We start from the raw sequence: 20,558 nt of genomic DNA, 5'->3' as shown, positions 1-20,558 counted from the left end.
GGCATCACAGGGCGGCGAAGCGCGCTTCCAGCGCCCTTGCCGCATCGTCCCATCCCCAGGGCGCATTGGCGGCCCATAGCCCGCTGCCGACCATGCCGTGGCCGGGGCGCGCGGGCGGGAAGCGGACCTCGCTGAGCACCGCGTCGCCTTCCATCGCCGCCAGCCTTTCGGCAAGCGGCTGATGGGCGCCGGAGGCCAGCAGCGGATACCAAAGCAGGATCACCCCGACCGGCCATTTGCGCCGGACCTTGGCGACCAGTTCGGGGATCGCGGTCCATTCGGTCTTCACCTCGTAGGACGGGTCGATCAGCATCATCCCGCGCCGCGGTTCGGGCGGGGTCAGCGACAGCGCCAGCTGCGGGCCGTCGGCGGCGTGGATCTCGGCCCAGCTGATCGCCTGCCTCAGCGCGGCGACCTCCTGCGGGTGCTTCTCCGCCAGGATCAGCCGGTCGGTGTCGCGCAGATGCGTGGCCGCGACGATCGGCGAGCCGGGATAGGCCTCCGGGCCGCCCAGCTGCCGCGCCGCGTCGAGCGCCTGGGCGTAGGGGTGGTCCTCCGGGAACCAGCTTTCCATCTTGCGGATGCCTGCCGCGGCCTCGCCGGTCTTGGCCGCCTCCGGCCCGCCCAGATCGTAGAGCGCGCGCCCGGCATGGGTTTCCATGTAGGTCATCGGCTTCGGCTTGCGCCCCATGTAGTCGAGCGCCACGGCAAGCAGCGCGTGCTTGTGGACATCGGCCGCGTTTCCGGCGTGATAGGCGTGCTGGTAGGAGAGCATGGCCTCCCTTAGCGCGGGCGCGGTCCCCTGCCAAGCGGTTCCGGCGCGCGCCGCCAGCGCGGATGTGGGCCGCCTGGCGGGCCATTTCGGAAGGAACCGCATTTCCACCCGAAGAGGCTTGCATGACCGTGCCGCTTCCTGTGGCCCTTGCCGCCCTTGATCAGGTCGTCGCCGCCGACGCCCCAGAGCGTGACGTTCAGCGCCGAGGCGGAGGCGTCGATCGTGTCGCCGTAGCTGGTGCCGCCGACCGCCTCGATCTCGGTGAAGCTGCCCGAGGCGGCGGTGCACTGGAAGGCATAGCTGCCGCCGGTATTGTCGGCGAAGGTGACGGTGATGCCCAGGCTCGACGTGTAGGTCGAGAACCACATCGTGTCGGCATCCCAGCTGGACGTGCCGCCATGGACATTGGTGATGTCGTGATGGTCGACGATCTGGAAGATGTCCGAGCCTTCGCCGCCGTAGAGGTAGTCTGTGCCCGCGCCGCCGATCAGCGTGTCATGGCCGTTGCCGCCATGGATCCAGTCGTCGCCGTTGCCGCCATGGATCCAGTCGTCGCCGTCGCCGCCATGGACCACGTCGTCGCCGTCTTCGAGGTCGGCCGTGCTGCCGAAGCTGTCATTTCCCGCGCCGAGGCTGACCGTTTCGTTGCCCGCCCCGCCCACCACCACGTCGTCGCTTGCGCCGGCGTCGATCGAGTCCGCGCCGTCGCCGGTGCGGATGTCGTCGGCATAGGCGCCGCCCGAGATCGCGTTGCCGGCGGACTGTTCGTAGTCGGTGGTGGCCAGCGAGCTGTAGAAAGGGCCGGTGGTCGTCTCGGAATAGGAAGAGATGTGGTAGGTCACGCCCGGCTCGATCGGGGCATGGGCGACATGGCCGACCACCGAGCCGTCCACGATCAGCTCGTAAAGTTGATCGTCGTGCCGGCGCCGTCGGTGACCACCGCATGCCTGCCCAGCCGCGACGCGCCCGAACTGACCGTGGCGCCGGTGGCATCCGTCGCGACCGCGGTCTGGCTGCCGTCGAGCTGGGCCGAGGGCGAGCCGTCGGCCCGCGCATCGTCGTCGGTCAGCGCCGCGGTCCAGCCGTCGGACGAGGTCGAATGGTCCGGGTCGAAGCGGAAGGATTCGCCCACGGCCGGAGCGGCGCCGCCGACCATGGTGATGGTGCTCCAGGAGCAGGTGGTCACCGTGGTGGTGGTGGTTGCCATGGCGTGCCTGTTTCTGCACCGAGGAGGGCAGACAGGTCCGGAAGTTCTAACAGGATGTTAAGGTTGGAATTTTCCACAAATTGCCGGGATCGGCGGGATGCGCATATTGCCACGAATTGGCAAGAATGATTGACCAGATGGGGAAAATGAGTCTACCCCTCCGAAGGAGAACCGGACAGGAGCCCTGCGGGGCGGGAGGAGCCCATGCGTCTGAGCGATTGCCACAATTTCCACGACTTCCGGCGGCTGGCGAAGAAGCGCCTGCCGGGGCCGATCTTCAACTACATCGACGGCGCGGCGGATGACGAGGTCACCTACCGGCGCAATTCCGAAAGCTTCGAGGCCTGCGACCTGGTCCCCTCGGTGCTGACCGGGGTCGAGGACATCGACCTGTCGGTGACGGTGATGGGGCAGAAGCTGGCCCTGCCGATCTACTGTTCGCCGACCGCGCTGCAGCGGCTGTTCCACCACGACGGCGAGCGCGCGGTGGCGGCGGCGGCGTCGAAATTCGGCACCATGTTCGGGGTCTCGTCGCTGGGCACGACCAGCATGGCCGAGCTGCGCAAGCAGTACGGAACGCCGCAATGCTACCAGTTCTACTTCCACAAGGACCGCGGCCTGAACAAGGCGATGATGCAGACCGCCAAGGAGTCGGGCATCGACGTCATGATGCTGACGGTCGACTCGATCACCGGCGGCAACCGGGAACGCGACCTGCGCACCGGGTTTTCGATCCCCTTCAAGCTGACGCTGGGCGGCATGGCGCAATTCGCGATGAAGCCCGCCTGGGGGATCAACTACGTCACCCACGAGAAATTCAGCCTGCCGCAGCTCGACGCGCATATCGACATGGGCGGCGACACGCTGTCGATCGGCCGCTATTTCACCGAGATGCTCGATCCGTCGATGACCTGGGACGACGTGGCGGCGATGGTGCGCGACTGGGACGGGCAGTTCTGCCTGAAGGGCATCATGTCGGTCGAGGACGCCAAGCGCGCGGTGGAGATCGGCTGCACCGGCATCATACTGTCGAACCATGGCGGCCGGCAGCTCGACGGGTCGCGCGCGCCCTTCGACCAGCTGAAGGAAATTGTCGATGCCGTCGGAGACCGCATCGACGTCATCATGGACTCGGGCATCCAGCGCGGTACACATGTGCTGAAGGCGCTCAGCCTCGGAGCCAAGGCCGTGGGCGGCGGCCGCTTCTACCTCTATCCGCTGGCCGCGGCAGGCCAGCCGGGGGTGGAGCGCGCGCTGACCCTGATGAAGGCCGAGCTTGAGCGCGGCATGCGGCTGATGGGGGCCCGCTCGGTGAGCGAGCTCCATCCGGGGAACCTGCGGTTCCGCTGAGACTGGTCGGCCGGCACAGGCCGGGGGAGGGGAGGCCCCCGCGCCGGGACCGCTGCCCGTTTTGCGGGCAGCGGTCTGCAAAACCGCCATTTGTGCAGATCAAGGGCATTTTCCGTTTTGCGATTGTGGAAAACTCGGCTAAGGCCGGGGCACCCGATCAACTTGAGCCAAGGAGGACGTTCCATGACAGCAGTCAAGCGCATGCCGCGTCCGAATACCGCCTGGGCAAAGGTTGCGGGTTGCAAGGTGTCGTACCGACAGGGTCGTCTTCTCTGACCCGGGCTTCCGCCCCCTGACATCTCCGACCAGCATCAAGACCACCAAACCGGCGCCCCCGCGTCCGGTCCGGCGATCCTGCGGCTGATCTTTCCCCCAAGCAACCAACTGAAAAGAAAGGCCCGCATTCCGTGTTTTCACGGGCGGGGACCCGCAATGACCATGATCAAGCAAGACGTTTTCGGCGCGCCCGCGCCAATGCCCGTCGCCATCGACGCGCTCATCGCCGAGCACGGCTCCTGGCGCTTCTTCTTCGCTGCCGTTGCCGGACTGATGCGCGCGCCGGTCATCCGGCGCGACATCGAGTTCATGCCCGACCACCTGCGGCGGGATATCGGCCTGCCGGCAGACCGCGACCCGCCCCGGCGGAGGGAGCATATGTGGTGAGATCTGCGGGCCGGCCTCCGGGCCGGTCCGCACCCCCGGCGCGTCAGGTTCCGCCGCCGGCCCGCAGCTGGGTGCTGGAATAGCGCTCGCTGAAGCTGGTCCCGTCGGCATCGGTCTGGCTGCGTTCGTAGCGGCGCGAGAAATGCGGCCGCGCGCGGTAGGCCAGCCAGGCCCAGACCGAGGAGGTCCCGTAGACGATCGCGCCAAGCCCGCTCGCATTCAGTTCCAGCCCGGCGAGCTTGATCGATTGCGTGTCCGCGACGGTCGCCCCGAGAAAGACCAGCACGCTGCCCAGCATGAAGGACAGCATTCCGCCGACCGCCAGCGTGATGCAGATCTGCGTCCGCGCGCGGATATAGGCGATGTCGAGCGCCGTGTCCGGCGGCTGCGGCAGGGGCGGGAAGGATCCGGTCATCGGGTCTGGCTCCAGAAGGATGTCGCAGCGGCTCTCGGGCCTGCAGTCCCGCAAATATGCCATGGTTTCGAGGAAAATGGCGTCTTTTCGCAGTGGTGCAGATGGGGGCCGGCGGACGAGAATCCGGAAATCCGGCGCCATGCCGATCCGTGCCAGCGCGGCTTCGAGGCAGATCCCCTCGACGATGAGCGGAGCGGAGGCCATCTCCGTGCGCAGCGCCTCCAGATCGAGCGCGTCGAGGAAGCAGCCGCGTCCCGGTGCGAGGTGATCGTCGAGATGGACGATAGGCAGGCCGAGGGCCGCTGCCAGGGCGCGGGCAAGCGCGGTCTTTCCGCTGCCCAGGTCGCCGTCGATGCCGATGATCCGCGGGCTGCGCGCGCGGATCGCGCGAACCATTCCGCCGGGAACGGCAGGCGCCAAGCGCGTCAGATCCGCAGGAAGGGCTGGGCGAGCCGCGGCAGCAGGCTGTGGAAGCGCAGCCGGTCGGACGTCGCCGCCAGGCAGATGCAGGTCTCGTCGCCGATCACCTTGGGCATGTGCTCGACCTCCTCGTCGGCGACCTCGACGTCGCCGCGATGGTACTGGCCGAACTCGTCCTCGAAGGCGCCCTGCAGCACGAGCGTCATTTCCATGCCGCGATGGCCGTGATCCGGCACCGCCGCGCCTGGCGGGATGCTCAGCAGCCGCACCGAGGCGCCGCGGGTCTCGGCGAGAATCGCCTGCCGCACGCCCATGCCCATCGGCCGCCAGGCGACCGCTTCCGGCCCGCCGCCGACGGCCTTGTGCAGGGGGGCGGGGAAGATGCTGCGCGATGCCTCGGGGCGCGGCGCGGGCGGGGCGCCGGCGATCATCGCCATGCAGGCGTCAAGGCTGCCCGCATCCATGGCGGCCGGTGCGGTGTCCTCGAGCAGGACGCCGCCCACGGCGTCGAAGCTGTCGAGCCGCGCGCGCGCCTCGTCGGAAATCGAGACATGCGCCGCGACGACAAGATCGAACACCTCCGGCAGGCGGCCGGTGGCGTAGGCCAGGAGGAGTTCCTCCGGCAGGATATGCGTCACGTCTTGGGTCAAGGCCTGGTCATCTCCCGTCTCAGGCGGTCGAGCGCCAATCTAATGCGCGATTTGATGGTGCCAAGGGGCAGGCCGGTCACTTCGGCAATTTCCCCATGGGTCATCTCGCCGAAAAATGCCCGTTCGACCAGCGTGCGCTGCTTTTCCGGCAGCCGCTGCACCGCATCGGCCAGCGCGCGGCTCTCCTGCTGGAAGGCCAGGGCGTCGGCCTGGTCGGGTTCCGCCTCGGGGCCCCAGGGCAGGTCCTCGGGCTCTGCGCGGGAGGCGCGGCGCGCCATGTCGATCCGCCGGTTGCGCGCGATGGCGTAGATCCAGGCGGCCAGGCTGGCGCGCGAGGGATCGAACATCGCCGCCTTGTTCCAGACGGTGGCCATCACCTCCTGCGCGCATTCCTCGGCCGTCGCCGCGTCGCTGCCGGATTTCATCAGCATGCCTTTCACGCGCGGGGCGAAATGCTGGAACAGCTCGGCAAAGGCCGCCTGGTCGCGGGCTTCGCGGATGCGGGCCATCACGCGGACCCAGCGGTCTTCGGGTGTTTCGGCGGTCTTCCGAACGTTCAAGGCGAGGGCCTGCTCCGCTTGTCCTGCATGCACGGTCAGTTCCAGCTTAGGAGATCGGCTCATGTCCTGCAAAGCGTCAGTTCCTCGTCTGCGGGCCCGCGGGAAGAACTAGCGCGCGGCGGGATTTGTTCCGCCAAAACATGGCCGAAGCCCGGAAGTTTATTTTTGATCCGGCAGCGCCTGCCCGCCGTATCCACTTCACGAATTCAGCGAGGAACGGGCAATGGCAGCAGACGGATCGGGCGCACCGCGCCGCGTGGCGGTGATCGGCGGGGGCATCTCCGGCATGGGCGCGGCGCTGGGGCTGTCGCCCTGGCACCGGGTGACGCTGTTCGAAGCTTCTCCCCGGCTCGGCGGCCACGCCCACACCGTCATGGGCGGCAAGCATGGCAGCCAGCCGGTCGACATCGGCTTCATCGTGTTCAACCGCGCGAACTATCCGCAGCTGACCCGGCTCTTCACCGAACTCGGCGTGAAGGTCGCGCCCTCCGCCATGACCTTCGGCGTCTCGATCGGCGGCGGGCGCGTGGAATACGCGCTGCAGGACCTGAACGCGCTGTTCGCGCAGCGCCGCAACCTCGGCCGCCCGGCCTATTGGCGCATGCTGCGCGACGTGCTGAGCTTCAACGCCCGCGCCCATGAATACGCGCAGGATGACAGCCTGACGGTGCGCGACATGCTGGCCGCGCTGGGCAGCTCCGACTGGTTCCGCGATTACTATCTGCTGCCCTTCTCGGGCGCGATCTGGTCGACCCCGGTGCGCGAGGTGCTGGATTTCCCGGCCGCCGCCATGGTGCGGTTCTTCCAGAACCACAACCTGCTCGACGTGAAGGGGCAGCACCAGTGGTATACGGTCGAGGGCGGCTCCCAGGAATACGTCGCGCGGCTGGAGCAGGTGCTGGTGCGCCGCAATGCCGAGATCCGCAAGCGCGCGCAGGTCGATGCCGTGCTGCGCGAGGGCGGGGGGGTCCGGATCAAGACGGCGGGCGGCACATGGGAGCATTTCGACGAGGTGGTCTTCGCCACCCATGCCGATGACACGATCCGGATGATCGCCGACCCGGGGGAGGAAGAGCTGGCCTCGGTCGGCCGGATTTCCTACCAGCCGAACGAGGTCGTGCTGCATTCGGATGCCGCGCTGATGCCGCGGCGGCGCCGGGCCTGGGCCTCCTGGGTCTATACCGAGGGCCGCGAAGGGCCGGGCGAGCGGATCGGGCTGACCTACTGGATGAATTCGCTGCAGCCGATTCCGATGGACGATCCGCTGTTCGTCAGCCTCAACAGCGACCGGGCCATCGACCCGGCCAAGGTCCATCACGCCGCGACCTTCCGCCATCCGGTCTACACCACGGAAACGCTCCGCGCGCAGCAGGCGGTGCGGGCGATCAACGGGGCGCGGAACACCTGGTTCTGCGGCGCCTGGCTGAAGAACGGCTTCCACGAGGACGGGCTCTCCACCGGGCTGGAGGCCGCCGCGCGCATCGGCGGGGCGGTGCCCGCGGACCGGAGCGTGGCGTGAGCCGGGCCGAGCATCTCCGCGGCGAGACCTTCCACGGGCGCGAGGGGCAGGTGGAGAACGCCTTCCGCTACGCCGTGGACTACGTGCTCTGCGATCCCGAGGACTGCGAGGGCCCGCGGCTGTTCTCGCGCAACCGGGCGAACCTCGTTTCCCTGCAGGACCGCGACCATGGCGGCGCGCCGGGCAAGGGGCGCGGGGTCGCCTGGCTGCGCGAGGTCCTGGCGGCGCACGGGCTCGACGCCTGCGACGGACGGATCCTGCTGGCGGCGCAGCCTCGGGTGCTGGGCCATGTCTTCAACCCGGTCAGCTTCTGGCTCTGCCATGACCGCGAGGGCCGCCTGCGGGCGGTGGTGCCGGAAGTGTCGAACACCTTCGGCGACCGGCATTCCTACCTGGTCCATCATCCCGACCAGCGGCCCATCGGCCCGCAGGACCGGCTGGAGGCGCGGAAGATCTTCCATGTCTCGCCCTTCCTGCCGGTGGAAGGCGGCTATGCCTTCCGCTTCGACATCCGCCCCGACCGGATCGGGATCTGGATCGACTACCGCTCGGAGAAGGGCCGCCTCTTCGCCACGCTCACCGGCCGCCGCGCGCCGCTGACCTCGCGCGGCATCCTCGCCATGTGCCTGCGCCGCCCCTTCGGCTCGCGCCGGGTGCTGGGGCTGATCTACTGGCAGGCGCTGAAGCTCCGCCTCAAGGGCGCGGGCTGGCATGTCCGCCCGGAACCGCCCGCCGAGGAGGTCAGCCGGTGACGCTGCCCGGCCTCCTGCCCTGGCCGCTTTTCGCGGCCTTCCTGTCGGTGGCGGGGCTTCCGATCTACCTGCACGCGCCGAAATTCTACGTTGACAGCTACGGCGTGCCGCTGGCCGCGCTGGGCGCGGTGCTGGCAGGGCTGCGGATCGTCGATCTGGTGCAGGATCCGGTCCTCGGATGGCTGTCGGACCGGCTGGGGCGGAGGCGGGGCATCGCCGTTGCGGCAGCCGCGGGCGTGCTTGCCGCGGCGATGGCCGGGCTCTTCGCCGTCGCGCCGCCGGTTGCGCCGCTCCTGTGGTTCGCCGCGATGCTGACGCTGATGTTCAGCGCATGGTCCTTCCTGACCGTCTCCTTCTATGCCGAGGGCGTGGCACGGGCCGAGCGCCTGCCGGGCGGGCATCTGCGCCTCGCCGCCTGGCGGGAGACCGGCACGCTGGCAGGCGTCTGCCTTGCCGCGATGGCGCCGCTCCTCCTCGGGTTCGCAGGTTTCGCGCTTGGCACGGCCATGCTGGCGGCGGCGGCGGTTTTCTCCATGCGCCGCGAATGGACCGGGCTCCGCCCGGCCGCGGACGGGGCGGGCATCCGCGGCCTTCTCGCCGATCCGGAGGCGCGCCGGCTGCTGCTGCTCGTCTTCGTCGACCTCCTGCCGCTGGCGGTGACCTCGACGCTGTTCCTGTTCTTCGCCGACTACCGCCTCGGCGCGCCGGAGGCAGCCGGGCCGCTGCTGCTGCTGTTCTTCGCCGCCGCCGCGCTGGCCGCGCCGGTCTGGGGACGGCTGGCGGAACGGCTGGGCACGCGGCCCGTCCTGATGGCCGCGATGGCGCTCGCCGTGGCGAGCTTTGCCGCCGTGCCGCTGCTGGGCGAGGGCGATGCCGTCCCCTTCGCCGTCATCTGCGTGGCGTCCGGCGCGGCGCTTGCGGCCGACCTGACGCTCCTGCCCGCGCTGTTCTCCGCCTGCCTCGCCCGGATCGCGCCTGCCGCCGGGCAGGGCTTCGGCCTCTGGGGGGCGATCAGCAAGGCGGCGATGGCGCTTGCCGCGCTGGTGCTGCTGCCCGTGCTCGACCGCGCCGGATTGCAGGAGGGCCGGACGGGTGCGCCGCTCCTGCTGGCGCTGCTCTACGGGCTTCTGCCGCTCGGGCTGAAGCTTGCGGCGATGGCGCTGCTGGCCGCGACCCCACTCGAAGAAAGGAAACTGCCATGCCCTTCCTCCTGACCTTTCTCGCCGGGATGGCGGCTGCGCTGCTGCTCCTGGCTCTGGTGCTGCGCACTGCGTCCTTCCGGGCGCAGCGCCCCGAGGACTACGCGGGCGAGGGACCGGCCTTCGACCTGGCGCGCGACGTCAACGGCCCCCTGGACTGCGAAGGCGTGATCTACGGACCGTTCGGCCGGGTCGCCGCACGATTTGTTGCGCGGATGCAGGCAGATTGGGACGGGAACCGGGGAACGATGACCGAGGCCTTCCGTTATCATGATGGCAGCAGCCAGCACCGCGTCTGGACCCTGACCGTCGGAGAGGACGGCGCGGTCCTTGCGGAGGCGCCTGACGTGCTGGGCACCGGGCGCGGACGGCAGAGCGGTCCCGCCCTGTGCCTGCACTACCGGCTGCGGCTGCCGGAGACGTCCGGCGGGCATGTGCTGAACGTGACCGACTGGATGTACGTGATGGAGAACGGGTCGATCGTGAACCGCAGCCAGTTCCGCAAGTTCGGGATCAAGGTGGCGGAGCTGGTGGCGGTGATGCGCCCGGCAGAAGCACGGGAGGCCCTGGGGAAAACCGCCTGACCGGCGGCTGGAGCAGGACAATGACGGAACTGAAGGGGCGCCGGTACTGGGTCGTGGGGGCCTCCGAGGGACTCGGGCTCGCCGTGGCCGAGGCGCTGGCGGGCGAGGGCGCGCGGCTGGTGCTGAGCGCCCGCTCGCAGGAGCGGCTGGACCGGGTGGCGGCAGGGATGCCCGGCGCGCCGGAAATCGTGCCGCTCGACGTGGCGGATGCGGCGGCCGTCCGGCGCGCGGCGGCGGAGGTTGGCGAGATCGACGGGCTGGTCTTCGTCGCCGGGGTCTACTGGCCGATGGCCGCCGCCGAGTGGGACGCGCAGCAGGCAGAGGCAATGGCAGACGTCAATTTCTGCGGCGCCGTGCGGGTGCTTGGACAGGTGGTCCCGGCCATGGCCAAGCGCGGCCGCGGCCATGTGGTGCTGACCGGATCGCTGACCGGCTATCGCGGGCTGCCCGGCTCGATCGGCTACACCGCCTCGAAGGCGGGCATCATGTCGCTTGCCGAATGCATGGCCTGCGACCTCGCGGGGTCAGGGGTCAAGGTGCAGCTGGTCAATCCCGGCTTCATCCGCACACGGCTGACCGACCGGAACAAGTTCGCCATGCCCTTCATCATGGAGCCCGAGCAGGCCGCCGCGATCGTCCTGCGCCACATGAAGCGGGGCGGCTTCCGCCGCGATTTCCCCCGGGGCTTCTCGCTGGTCTTCCGGCTTGGGCGGGCGCTGCCGGACGCGCTTTGGACGCGTCTCTTCGGTGCCAGGCGCAGCTGACGCGCGGGCGTGTCCGGGATCTGATCTATGTCCTTTCCTTCGCCGCACGATTCGGCAATCGTGAAGCTGTGACTCACCAAGGAGGCGAAAATGCCCGAAATCCATGCCGACATCGTGGCCCAGGTGATCCTGCTGGCGCGGGAGGCCGAGGACAGCGGAGATTCCACAGCGCGGGCGGAGCTGTCCTCCTTCATCGAGGGGATGAACGAAGACGACGCGCTGATGCTGGTCGCCCTCGCCTGGGTCGGCCGGGAAAGCTTTGCGCCGGAGGAATGGGAGGAGGCCCTGCAGACCGCGCGCGAGGAGGCGCGGGTGCCGACCGCCGACTACCTTGCCGGGATCCCGCAGCTCTCGGGCTATCTCGAGGACGGGCTCGAGGCGATGGGGATCTCCGCCAGCGATGCCGAGGACGACCTGATGTAGACCTTGCCGCGGCCGCCCGCCGGCCGCGGAAACCGCAGGCGGCGTTGACCTGGAAGCAACACATCGCCGCTAGCATTCCGTCGCGCCGGCTTGGCGCCAGGATGCGGAGGGAAATGCGGGATGGTCCAGGAAATCGACCGGATCTATGCGCTTGGCTATATCGGGCTGGCGATCGGGTTTCCGCTGGTCTTCCTGCTGTACAAGCGCGCCTACTTCTATTCGCATGTCCTGGAAATCGGCGGCGGGCCCGCCGAATACAAGGCGGCGCTGAAGGAGCGGGCCGAAACCGATCCGGTGGCCAAGCTGTCGCTGCGCTTCCTCAGGGCGGCGAACCTGTATTTCCTCTTCTACTGGGTGTCCTTCTGCGTCATCGTCGGCACCCATTTCGTCCGCGGCTGGTGGTCGTATTGGGGTTGACGGGTTTCCGCCAGTGAAATCCTAATTTTCTTGCAAATTGCACCGCAGCGCCGTGAGCATGGCGGTTATGCGCTTGACGCAGCCCCCCCGAGTCGGGTTAGGGTCCCCTGCGGCAAGGTGACGCCCATGAAACGCAATTTGTCGCTGCTGCGCAGCAACTTGGGCGCCCCGCCGGGAGGATTGGAGATGAAGAAACTCTGGGCCTTTGTATGCGTGATCGGGTTTACCGGCTTCTGGGCCTACGGGCTTGCAATCCTGGCGGCGCTGTTCGGCGACAAGCTTTTCGCGCCGCATGAAGCGGTCATATGCCTTGCAGGAGCAGCTCTGGGGCTTTATGCCCGGATGAAGCTCCTGAAGCAGACCCCGGCCATGCATGGCCGCCGTGCCGCGGCACGGAAAAGGCTCGAACAGGAATATATGGAGAGTGCGAAGGGCTGACGCCTGTTCATCCGCACCTCCATAGACGGTCGGCCGCATCCGCGGGGTAGGGGAGGACCCTGCGGTGCGGCTGACCTCCAGATACTGCGCTCCGGCCGGGAGGGGAGGCCTGGCCGGAGCTTTTTACTTAAAATTGACCGGACTCGCCGGGATTGCCTCAGTAGGGCTGCGGATGTGCCTTGTGCACCTCGGCGATATCCTGAAGGCATTCCTCGCTCAGCGTCACGCCGTCGGCGGACAGGACCTGCTCCAGCTGCGCCGTGGAGGTCGCGCCGATGATCGCGGCGCCCATGAAGGGGCGCGACAGGCAGAAGGCAAGCGACATCTGCACCATCGTCAGCCCGTGCTTCTCCGCTACCTTCCGGTAGGCCGCGACGGCCTCCAGCGCGCGCGGCACCAGGCGGCCGCCCAGGTCGGGCGTGCGGGTGGCGCGGCTGCCCTCGGGACGGGCCCCGTCCTGGTATTTGCCGCTCAGGATGCCGGTCGCCAGCGGCGAATAGGCCAGCAGCGGGATCTCTTCGTTGATCGAGGCTTCGGCGGCATCGGTGTCGAATTCGCGGTAGAGCAGCGAGTATTCGTTCTGGATCGTCGCCATCCGCGGCACGCCCATCTCGTCGGCGACGCGCGACCAGGTGGCCATGCCCCAGGCGCTCTCGTTCGACAGGCCCACATAGCGCAGCTTGCCCGCCTCGATCTGCTTCGCCAGCTCGCCCAGCACGTCCTGCATGTGTTCGACCGTCTCGTTGCGGTCCTGCTTCGACGGGTCGTAGCGCCAGTTCTGGCGGAAGGCGTAGGAGCCGCGGTTCGGCCAGTGCAGCTGGTAGATGTCGATCACGTCGGTCTTCAGCCGCTTGAGCGAGCTGTCGACCGCGGTGCGGATCTCGCCCGCGCTGATCGCGGCGCCGCCGCGGGCCTTGCCGCCTGCGCCGCCGATCTTGGAGGCCAGGATCCAGTCGTTGCGGCGGCCGGTCTTCTCGAACCAGTTGCCGATGATTTCCTCGGTGCGGCCGACGGTTTCCGCCAGCACGGGCGCGACCGGGTACATCTCGGCCGTGTCCATGAAGTTGATGCCGCGGTCCGCCGCCATGTCGATCTGGGCATGGCCTTCGGCCTCGGTGTTCTGGCTGCCCCAGGTCATCGTGCCGAGGCAGAGCTCGGTAACGGTCAGGCCGGTGCGGCCCAGCTGCTTCTTCTGCATGTGTCTTCTCCGGATGCGGTCCGGGACTTGGCTAGTATGGCACTGCCGGAACCGCAAGGCCGGGCGGCCCCCGCTTTGGAACAAAGAAAGAACATGCTAAAATCCGGGCATGAATGACATGATCCTGAGTCGCGCCCTGCCGCGCCCGGCGGCAGAGCTGCAGGTCTCGCCCGAAATGTCGCTGCTGCCCGGACGGGCGCATGAGTTCTGCGGCGCCGCGCGGCGGCGGCTGGCGCTGATGGCGGCGGCGCGGCTGGACGGGCCGGTGCTGTGGATCCGTCCCTCCTGGCAATCCGAGAAGCTGAACACCGACGGGATGCGGGAGATCCTCGATCCCGGGCGGCTGATCTTCGCGGAGCCGGTCCGTGCCGAGGATCTGCTGTGGTGCATGGAGGAGGCGCTGCGCAGCGGGGCGGTGCCGCTGGCGGTCTGCGAGCTGCCCGCGCCCCCGGCGATGACGCCGGTCCGGCGGCTCCACCTGGCGGCGGAGACCGGCGGCGGACAGGTGCTGGGATTGCTGCTGACCCCCGGGACCGGCGGGGCGCCGGGGGTGGAAAGCCGCTGGTCGCTCGATCCGGTGCACGAGCCGGGCCAGCCGCGCTGGCGCCTGGAGCGCCGCCGCGCCCGGACCCGGCCGCCGAAAGTCTGGGAATGGACGCCGTGAGCGCCGGCAACTGGCGGCGCACCGCGCGCGTGACTCCCCATCGCGTGCGGTGCGCTCGGCCCGGACCGTCAGACGGCCACGGGCTCGGCCCGGGACAGGAGCTTCGCGAGCTCGTCCTTCAGGGCAACCCGGGAGCGGCGCAGCCGCAGGGCTTCGATGTCGCACATCGGCTGGAGATTGGTTTCCACCCGGTGCAGGATGTCGTTGATTTCGGTGTATTCATCGGCCAGCCTGGCGACGCGGGCGTCGGACTGGCGCAGATGGCGGAGGGTCTCGACTTGCTCAGGGAACTCCTCGGCCAGGGCGTGGGCAACGTGGGTCATCGTCGGTGTCCTCATTTCAGGTGACCTCCCAACCTTACGCAGAGACAGCCGATCCTGACCTTGACGCCGATCAAAACGGCCCCTAGCCGCCCGATTTTTTGAGCTTGTGCTCGCGCCAGGCGATGAAGGAGACGGCCGAAACGATCACGCCGCCGCCGATGATCACGAAGGGATCGACCGACTCGCCGAAGACCACGTAGCCCAGCAGCACCGACCAGACGAGCTGCAGGAAGGTGACCGGCTGGGTCACGGCGACCGGCGCGGCGCGGAAGGCCAGCGTCATCAGGTAATGGCCGAGATTGGCGAAGACCGCGGCCAGCGCCAGCATCGCCAGAACCTGCCAGGGCGGCGTCACCCAATGCGCGATGGCCAGCGGCGCCAGGATCGGCGTCACCGAGAGGCTGAGCCAGGCGACGATCACCGTCGGCGGAAACCGCGCGGTCAGGGTCTTGCCGATCACGTAGGAGCTGCCGAGGCTGACAGCTGCGAGGATCATCGCGAAATGCCCCGGTTCCAGCGTCCGGAAACCCGGGCGCAGCAGGATCAGCGCGCCCAGGAGCGCGACGGCGACGGCGGCGATGCGGCGCGCGGCCAGCCGTTCCCCGAGAAACAGCGCGGCGCCCACGGTCACGCAGACGGGCGCGAGATAGTTGATCGCGGTGACCTCGGCGAGCGGGATCTGCGAGATCGCGAAGAACCACGCGCAGATCGCCACCGAATGGACCAGCCCGCGGCCGACGAAGAGCCGCATGTCGCGCCCCTTCGGCCAATGCGCGCGGATGCGGCCCGCCAGGGGCAGCAGGAAGACCAGCCCGAAGGCGAAGCGCAGGAAGGCGCCCTCGACCACCGGCACGGCTGAGCCCACGGATTTCATCGCGGTGATGAAGCAGACGAAGGCGAGGCCCGAGAGGACCATCCAGCCCATGCCGGCGAGCGGGCGCTGTCCCGGAAGGGGATGCGGCGTGACTTCAGGCAATCACCACCACCAGGACGGTCAGCGCCGCCATCACCACCAGCGCGGCCAGCGCGATCATTCCGCTCATCCGCGGGTCCTTCGGGTCGCTCATGCCATGACCGGGGCGGCAGCCCGTTCGGCGCGCAGGTTCCGCGCCAGCAGGTCCATGGCGGCCATGCGCACGGCGACGCCCATCTCCACCTGTTCGCGGATCACCGAGCGGGTCAGGTCGTCGGCGATCAGCCCGTCGATCTCCACCCCGCGGTTCATCGGGCCGGGATGCATCACGATCGCGTCGTCCCTGGCATAGCCCAGCTTCTCGGCATCGAGGCCGAAGCGGTGGAAATACTCGCGCTCCGACGGGATGAAGCCGCCATCCATGCGCTCCCGCTGGAGGCGCAGCATCATCACCACGTCGCAATCGGCGAGGCCTTCCTCCATGTCGTGATAGACCTCGACGCCCCAGTCCTTGACGCCCGCGGGCAGCAGGGTGGGCGGACCGACCAGGCGGACGCGGTTCTCCATCTTGTGCAGCAGCAGGATGTTCGAGCGGGCCACGCGGCTATGGGCGATGTCGCCGCAAATGGCGATGTTCAGCCGGTGCAGCCGCCCCTTGGAGCGGCGGATGGTCAGCGCGTCGAGCAGCGCCTGGGTCGGATGCTCGTGCCGCCCGTCGCCCGCGTTCAGCACCGCGCAGTTCACCTTCTCCGACAGAAGGCCCACCGCACCGGAATGCGGATGGCGCACGACCAGCAGATCTGGATGCATCGCGTTCAGCGTCACCGCGGTGTCGATCAGCGTCTCGCCCTTCTTCACCGATGAGGTCTGCATCGACATCGACATCACGTCCGCGCCCAGCCGCTTGCCCGCCAGCTCGAAGCTCGCCTGGGTCCGGGTGGAATTCTCGAAGAACATGTTGACCTGGGTCATCCCCGCCAGCGCGTCGCCGTGCTTGTCCTCGCGCCGGTTCATCTCGGCATAGCTGTCGGCCAGGTCGAGGACGGTGCGGATCTCCTCGGGATGCAGCGGCTCGATGCCGAGGAGGTGCTTGTGGCGGAAGGTCATGGGGGTCCTCGCGGAGATGCTCGGGGTGGTTCTAGCGGCGCGGGCCGCTGCTGCCAAGGTGGCGCGCTGCCTGCAGGTCGGCCAGCGTGTCGACATCGGACAGCATGTCCGTCAGGGCGACGCGCAGCCCCGCCATCGTCGCCAGCGTGTCGGCGCGGGCATGCTCGGTCGACCAGCGCACCCCGGCGAACAGGCCCGGCGGCGGCGCGCGCCGCCCCGAGAGGCCGATCAGCCAGTAGCCGCCATCCGCCGCCGGGCCGATCACCGCGTCATGCGAGCCGAGCGCATGGAGCGCGCGGGCGGCATGCGCCCGGGTGACGCCGGGAATGTCAGCGCCGATCACGATGACCGGGCCGGGCAGGCGCAGCAGCCGCCCCATCCGGTCGCCCAGATCGCCGCCGCCCTGCGCGATGCGCGGCAGGTCCCCGGGCCAGACCCGGCTCTCCAGCCCGTCGCGGTCGGGGCTGACGGCCAGTGCCAGATCCCAGCGCGGATCGCGCAGGCGGCGCAGCAGCGCGGCGCATTGATGGCGGAACCACCAGGCGGCGGGCACGGTCCCGATCTCGCGCCCCAGCCGCGTCTTCACCCGGCCCGGCCGCGGTTCCTTCACCATGACCGCCAGCCGGGGACGGATCACGGGCGCTGCCGCCACATGTCGACATGGGGGATGCCGGCGTCGTCGTATTCCGGTCCGTCCTCGGTGAAGCCGAGATTGCGGTAGAAGCCGACGGCCGGGACCTGCGAGGACAGCTTGATCCGCGCCACCTCCGGCTCGGCGCGGATGGCGTCTAGCGCGGCGAACATCAGCTGCGCGCCGATCCCGGTGCCGCGATAGGTGTCGAGCACGCAGACCCGCTCGATCTTCGCCACGTCGCCGATCACCCGCCAGCGCAGCGTCCCCGCCGGGTTGCCGGCCTCGCGCGCGATCAGGTGGCGCGCCTCGGCGTCGAGCCCGTCCCATTCCAGCTGGGCGGGCACGTTCTGTTCCACGATGAAGACGGCCTCGCGCAGCGCGCGGATATCCGCCATGTCCTTCTCGGTTGAGGCTTCGGTGATCGTCACTGGGCGAAATACTCCGTCAGGATGCGGGTGTAGATGGCCTTGAGCTTCGGGATCTGCGCGGTCTCGACCCGCTCGTCCACCTGGTGCATGCGGTGGCCGACCAGGCCGAACTCCACCACCGGGCAGTGATCCTTGACGAAGCGCGCGTCCGAGGTGCCGCCCGAGGTGGACAGGTCCGGCGTCACGCCGGTCTCGGCGGTCACGGCCTGCGCCACGAGATCGACCAGCGCGTCCGGCGGGGTCAGGAAGCTCTCGCCCGACACCGCCGTGGTCATGTCGAAGCCGATTCCGGTCTCCGCCGCGACCTCCGCCATCTGCTGCCCCAGCCAGGCGGCCAGGCTGTCGGAGGTGTGGATGTCGTTGAAGCGGATGTTCACCGTCGCGCGGCAGCTGGCCGGGATCACGTTGGTCGCCGGGTTGCCGGTGTCGAAGGTGGTCACCGCCAGCGTCGAGGGATCGAAATGGTCGTTGCCCTCGTCAAGCATGGCCGAGCTCAGCCGGTCGATCAGCTTCGCCATCGCCGCCACCGGGTTCGCGGCCTTGTGCGGATAGGCGACATGCCCCTGGATGCCGGTCGCGGTGAAGAAGGCGCTGACCGAGCCGCGCCGCCCGATCTTCATCATGTCGCCCAGCTTCTCGGGGCAGGTGGGCTCGCCGACGAGGCAGACCGACATCTTCTCGCCCTCCGCCGCCATCCAGTCGAGCAGTGCCACCGTGCCGTCCTTGGCCGGGCCTTCCTCGTCGCCGGTGATGGCCAGGATCACCGCACCGTCGGGCGGCGTCTCCGTCACCAGGTCGATCGCGGCGGCGGCAAAGGCGGCGACGCCGGATTTCATGTCGGTCGCGCCGCGGCCGTAGAGCCAGCCATCGGCCTCCTCGGCGCCGAACGGGTCCATCGTCCAGGCGGCGGCATCGCCCACCGGCACCACGTCGGTATGGCCGTTGAAGCCGAAGGTCTTCGGATGGCCCTTGGCGCCCCAGCGGGCAAAGAGATTGGCGGTGCCGTTCCGGTCGACGCGGCTGCAGTCGAAGCCTGCCGCGGTCAGTTCCGCGGCCAGAAGCGACAGCGCGCCGCCTTCCTCGGGGGTGACGGAGGGGCAGCGCACGAGGCGGCGGGTCAGCTCGACGGGATCGGTGGTCATCGGCGGTCTCCTTCTGGGACGGGAGTACCGCGCGGGGCCGGGGGGCGCAATCCGCCCGCCGGGATCAGCCCTTGTCTTCGTCTCCGAAGAACGGGGTCATCTGCGCGACGATCACGGCGTTCTCCGCGAGCGCGCGGTCCATCAGCCCGGCCTCGTCCTCGTCGATCTCGTGGCCCATGTCTTCGCGTTCCGCGCGGGTGCCGTAGCCGGTGACGTCGAGCGGCGCGAGGTCGGCCTGCTTCAGCACGGCGACGGTCTCGCGCACGGCCTCGGCCTCGTCGACGCCGGAGGAATAGCACATCAGCGCCGCGCCGGTCGCGCCCTCGGGCAGCCCGTCCCCGGCCTTGCGGCCGATCTGGACGAGAAGGGTGAAGACCTGCTGGGGTTTCTTTTCCTTGGACATGGCCGCCAGATGCGCGGGATTGGATGCGGCGTCAAGGTGGTTGTTGGGGGCAAGGCCTGCGGGCAGGGTGGAGGCGGATTTGAGCGGGGCGGTTGGATGCACGTCTTTGATCACTCAAGCGCTCTGAGAGCACTAGCGTCGCTAAACAATGACCAATGTGCAGTTCTTGCAATTCGGGCAGCACTACGCATCGTTCCAGCGATATCGCTGAGTCAGAATGATAAAGTCGACCGATATGCAATGATCGTCCTTAGGGCGAACGTGATCGCGTTGATGCAAGCCGGGAAACCGGATGCCAAGTTCGCCGCTGTCGCACGCGAAGCAGTATCGTCGGCGTATTCGGCAGTTGATAAGTTCTCAGTTCAGACTGTTGATGGTCAGAGGGTAATGCCCGGACGTTGGGTAGCTAGCGCAATCCGTTCTTCCGCCGACGCGATAGGGGCGTCTCAAAGAAATGAGCGCAACCTGCATTTGATCGCGGCTCGCTCGGTGGCGGACGGACTCTTTCCTAATGAGATTGGCCGAGAGTCGGATGAGGTGAGGTCGGCCTTATACAAATGCTTCGCTGACGACATCGATCAGGTTAGTCGAGTGGAGTTGAGTGAAGTTATGCGCTTACCGCTGTGGCCAGACGCTACACCACCAAGCCCGATCCTGACTTGGCATCGTGGGTTGGCCACCTTCTTTGGAATGATGGGGACTTTCGGAGAATTTTGGTTGAACTGGTATCTCGCGATCCGCGCAGGCACATGGACCGACTGGGACCTCTGCCGCCACATCGCCCTGATCCCGGACGACGTTTGGAAGGAAGGCCCGGCAGCGGTGGCCGAGGCTATCCAACGACTGATTGATGATAGAACACCTCTCAAAGGTGAGGCTGCGCGGCGACAGGCAGAAAGTCTGCGCAAGGAAAAGCAATCTGCGAGCCTGTGTGCCGAAGGACTTGCGCGATATCTCGACGAGGTCATCCGAGCGACGAAGCTGATACGCAATGAAGGCTTGCCGGAGCCCTTCGAGCCTATCGAGGGTCTGGCCATCCGGCTCTTCAAGGTATCTCAGGAAGTTCTGTCCGAGGGGCCGGAAAGCGATGCGGCGCTTGCGAAGCTGCTTCAAGGGTCCGCCGCGGATATTGCCGGTTTGGTAAGGAAGCTCCGCGAAGCCGAAGCGGAACTCGCCCGGCTGCGGACGGAGTTGGACGAGGCGAGAGACGATATCGCGCTGAAGAACCGTTGTAAGCGGTGTTCCCGGCTCACGGGATCTCAGGTTGACGGCTTGAAACTCCATGGCAGAAGTTCGTCGATGCGCTTCTGCGGATGCCCGGCGGCAATCGCCTCCAGCGTGGCCTTCAGGTAGGCGAAGGGTTCGACGCCGTTGATCTTGGCGGTCTCGATCAGCGAGGCGATCCGTCCCCAGGCACGGCCGCCCTCGTCATGGCCCGCGAAGAGCGCATTCTTGCGATTGAGGGCAATCGGGCGGATCAGGTTCTCCACGGAATTGGAGTCGATCTCGACGCGACCGTCATTCAGGAACGTCTGCAGGCCGTCCCAGTGGTTGTGGATGTAGGTCAGCTTCTCGCCCAGCCGGGATTTCGCCGAGACCCGGCGCCGCTG

The 20,558-nt window shown here is 68.3% G+C and carries 27 protein-coding genes; 12 read left to right on the top strand and 15 right to left on the bottom strand.

Annotation, left to right across the window (positions count from 1 at the left end; genetic code table 11):
- Positions 1–4 precede the first annotated feature (4 nt).
- From rlmJ to HCC78_RS01470, 3 genes are read right to left on the bottom strand one after another with little or no spacing between them, the layout of a single operon-like run.
- A complete protein-coding gene (rlmJ, locus tag HCC78_RS01480; protein ID WP_172326968.1) occupies positions 5–775 on the bottom strand; it encodes a 23S rRNA (adenine(2030)-N(6))-methyltransferase RlmJ in 771 nt (256 codons plus the stop codon).
- 8 nt (positions 776–783) lie between these two features.
- Positions 784–1,668, bottom strand: coding sequence for a calcium-binding protein (locus HCC78_RS01475; protein WP_172326967.1), 885 nt, complete (start codon positions 1,666–1,668; stop codon positions 784–786).
- Positions 1,669–1,670: 2 nt separating this feature from the next.
- Positions 1,671–1,982 carry a hypothetical protein gene (locus HCC78_RS01470; RefSeq protein WP_172326966.1) on the bottom strand — a complete coding sequence of 104 codons (312 nt, stop codon included), beginning with the start codon at positions 1,980–1,982 and terminating at the stop codon, positions 1,671–1,673.
- Between the two features lie 204 nt (positions 1,983–2,186).
- Between HCC78_RS01470 and HCC78_RS01465 the strand changes: the two genes are divergently transcribed.
- Together HCC78_RS01465 and HCC78_RS01460 are read left to right on the top strand one after the other, a co-directional pair.
- Entirely contained in the window at positions 2,187–3,332 is a 1,146-nt protein-coding gene (locus HCC78_RS01465) for an alpha-hydroxy acid oxidase (RefSeq protein ID WP_172326965.1), read from the top strand.
- A gap of 432 nt (positions 3,333–3,764) precedes the next feature.
- Positions 3,765–3,995, top strand: coding sequence for a hypothetical protein (locus HCC78_RS01460; RefSeq protein WP_172326964.1), 231 nt, complete (start codon positions 3,765–3,767; stop codon positions 3,993–3,995).
- 43 nt (positions 3,996–4,038) lie between these two features.
- On the opposite strand, the gene HCC78_RS01455 is transcribed toward HCC78_RS01460, so the two are convergent.
- Genes HCC78_RS01455 through HCC78_RS01445 form a run of 3 tightly spaced genes read right to left on the bottom strand, consistent with a single transcriptional unit; the run spans position 4,039 to position 5,989 of the window.
- On the bottom strand, positions 4,039–4,830 hold the full coding sequence (locus HCC78_RS01455; protein ID WP_172326963.1) for a hypothetical protein: 792 nt from the start codon (positions 4,828–4,830) through the stop codon (positions 4,039–4,041).
- A 5-nt stretch (positions 4,831–4,835) separates the two neighbouring features.
- Positions 4,836–5,480, bottom strand: a complete 645-nt coding sequence (locus HCC78_RS01450; RefSeq protein ID WP_172326962.1) for a ChrR family anti-sigma-E factor — start codon at positions 5,478–5,480, stop codon at positions 4,836–4,838.
- A complete protein-coding gene (locus HCC78_RS01445) occupies positions 5,477–5,989 on the bottom strand; it encodes a sigma-70 family RNA polymerase sigma factor (RefSeq protein WP_253948996.1) in 513 nt (170 codons plus the stop codon). Before HCC78_RS01445 ends, HCC78_RS01450 begins: the two co-directional genes overlap by 4 nt.
- Before the next feature lie 274 nt (positions 5,990–6,263).
- Between HCC78_RS01445 and HCC78_RS01440 the strand changes: the two genes are divergently transcribed.
- The 8 genes from HCC78_RS01440 (at position 6,264) to HCC78_RS01405 (ending at position 12,136) form a co-directional block, all read left to right on the top strand.
- A complete protein-coding gene (locus HCC78_RS01440) occupies positions 6,264–7,559 on the top strand; it encodes an NAD(P)/FAD-dependent oxidoreductase (RefSeq protein WP_172326960.1) in 1,296 nt (431 codons plus the stop codon).
- Positions 7,556–8,311: a DUF1365 family protein gene (locus tag HCC78_RS01435; RefSeq protein WP_172326959.1), complete on the top strand. Its 756-nt coding sequence runs from the start codon at positions 7,556–7,558 to the stop codon at positions 8,309–8,311. The genes HCC78_RS01440 and HCC78_RS01435 overlap by 4 nt, the downstream gene beginning before the upstream one ends.
- Positions 8,308–9,525 carry an MFS transporter gene (locus HCC78_RS01430; protein ID WP_371743757.1) on the top strand — a complete coding sequence of 406 codons (1,218 nt, stop codon included), beginning with the start codon at positions 8,308–8,310 and terminating at the stop codon, positions 9,523–9,525. Before HCC78_RS01435 ends, HCC78_RS01430 begins: the two co-directional genes overlap by 4 nt.
- Entirely contained in the window at positions 9,510–10,094 is a 585-nt protein-coding gene (locus HCC78_RS01425; RefSeq protein WP_172326958.1) for a DUF3833 domain-containing protein, read from the top strand. Before HCC78_RS01430 ends, HCC78_RS01425 begins: the two co-directional genes overlap by 16 nt.
- Positions 10,095–10,114: 20 nt before the next feature.
- A complete protein-coding gene (locus HCC78_RS01420) occupies positions 10,115–10,858 on the top strand; it encodes an SDR family oxidoreductase (RefSeq protein WP_172326957.1) in 744 nt (247 codons plus the stop codon).
- 90 nt (positions 10,859–10,948) lie between these two features.
- Positions 10,949–11,281 carry a DUF3775 domain-containing protein gene (locus tag HCC78_RS01415; protein WP_172326956.1) on the top strand — a complete coding sequence of 111 codons (333 nt, stop codon included), beginning with the start codon at positions 10,949–10,951 and terminating at the stop codon, positions 11,279–11,281.
- A 120-nt stretch (positions 11,282–11,401) separates the two neighbouring features.
- Positions 11,402–11,698, top strand: a complete 297-nt coding sequence (locus tag HCC78_RS01410) for a hypothetical protein (RefSeq protein WP_172326955.1) — start codon at positions 11,402–11,404, stop codon at positions 11,696–11,698.
- A 126-nt stretch (positions 11,699–11,824) separates the two neighbouring features.
- Positions 11,825–12,136: a hypothetical protein gene (locus tag HCC78_RS01405; protein ID WP_172326954.1), complete on the top strand. Its 312-nt coding sequence runs from the start codon at positions 11,825–11,827 to the stop codon at positions 12,134–12,136.
- A gap of 157 nt (positions 12,137–12,293) precedes the next feature.
- Here HCC78_RS01405 and HCC78_RS01400 read toward each other — a convergent pair whose 3' ends face one another.
- Complete coding sequence (locus tag HCC78_RS01400; RefSeq protein ID WP_172326953.1) at positions 12,294–13,334, bottom strand: aldo/keto reductase; 1,041 nt, start codon at positions 13,332–13,334, stop codon at positions 12,294–12,296.
- A gap of 109 nt (positions 13,335–13,443) precedes the next feature.
- Between HCC78_RS01400 and HCC78_RS01395 the strand changes: the two genes are divergently transcribed.
- Positions 13,444–13,998, top strand: coding sequence for an ImuA family protein (locus HCC78_RS01395; RefSeq protein WP_172326952.1), 555 nt, complete (start codon positions 13,444–13,446; stop codon positions 13,996–13,998).
- Positions 13,999–14,066: 68 nt separating this feature from the next.
- On the opposite strand, the gene HCC78_RS01390 is transcribed toward HCC78_RS01395, so the two are convergent.
- The 7 genes from HCC78_RS01390 to HCC78_RS01360 all read right to left on the bottom strand — a co-directional run bounded on the left by HCC78_RS01390 (position 14,067) and on the right by HCC78_RS01360 (position 18,948).
- The gene (locus tag HCC78_RS01390) at positions 14,067–14,321 is read right to left on the bottom strand and encodes a YdcH family protein (RefSeq protein ID WP_172326951.1); all 255 of its coding nucleotides are present in this window, start codon (positions 14,319–14,321) and stop codon (positions 14,067–14,069) included.
- 82 nt (positions 14,322–14,403) lie between these two features.
- Complete coding sequence (locus tag HCC78_RS01385; RefSeq protein ID WP_371743756.1) at positions 14,404–15,297, bottom strand: DMT family transporter; 894 nt, start codon at positions 15,295–15,297, stop codon at positions 14,404–14,406.
- A gap of 87 nt (positions 15,298–15,384) precedes the next feature.
- Positions 15,385–16,341: an aspartate carbamoyltransferase catalytic subunit gene (locus HCC78_RS01380; RefSeq protein ID WP_172326950.1), complete on the bottom strand. Its 957-nt coding sequence runs from the start codon at positions 16,339–16,341 to the stop codon at positions 15,385–15,387.
- Positions 16,342–16,372: 31 nt separating this feature from the next.
- Positions 16,373–16,975, bottom strand: coding sequence for a TIGR04282 family arsenosugar biosynthesis glycosyltransferase (locus HCC78_RS01375; RefSeq protein ID WP_172327115.1), 603 nt, complete (start codon positions 16,973–16,975; stop codon positions 16,373–16,375).
- Positions 16,975–17,403, bottom strand: coding sequence for a GNAT family N-acetyltransferase (locus tag HCC78_RS01370; protein WP_371743755.1), 429 nt, complete (start codon positions 17,401–17,403; stop codon positions 16,975–16,977). The genes HCC78_RS01375 and HCC78_RS01370 overlap by 1 nt, the downstream gene beginning before the upstream one ends.
- Entirely contained in the window at positions 17,400–18,545 is a 1,146-nt protein-coding gene (gene dapE / locus HCC78_RS01365; protein ID WP_172326949.1) for a succinyl-diaminopimelate desuccinylase, read from the bottom strand. Before dapE ends, HCC78_RS01370 begins: the two co-directional genes overlap by 4 nt.
- A 64-nt stretch (positions 18,546–18,609) precedes the next feature.
- Positions 18,610–18,948 (bottom strand): hypothetical protein, encoded by a 339-nt coding sequence (locus HCC78_RS01360; protein ID WP_172327113.1) that lies wholly within the window; start codon positions 18,946–18,948, stop codon positions 18,610–18,612.
- Between the two features lie 240 nt (positions 18,949–19,188).
- Here HCC78_RS01360 and HCC78_RS01355 point away from each other — a divergent pair, with 240 nt between their 5' ends.
- Positions 19,189–20,301 carry a hypothetical protein gene (locus HCC78_RS01355; protein ID WP_172326948.1) on the top strand — a complete coding sequence of 371 codons (1,113 nt, stop codon included), beginning with the start codon at positions 19,189–19,191 and terminating at the stop codon, positions 20,299–20,301.
- Here the strand turns inward: HCC78_RS01355 and HCC78_RS01350 are convergent.
- The coding region (locus tag HCC78_RS01350; protein ID WP_172326947.1) for a transposase at positions 20,208–20,558 on the bottom strand (351 nt) is incomplete at its 5' end. The two genes, HCC78_RS01355 and HCC78_RS01350, sit on opposite strands and share 94 nt — an antisense overlap.

It is taken from the genome of Mangrovicoccus sp. HB161399, from assembly GCF_013184745.1.
In the GTDB taxonomy this organism is placed as follows: Bacteria; Pseudomonadota; Alphaproteobacteria; order Rhodobacterales; family Rhodobacteraceae; genus Mangrovicoccus.
This window is presented reverse-complemented; position numbering and strand designations above follow the sequence as displayed.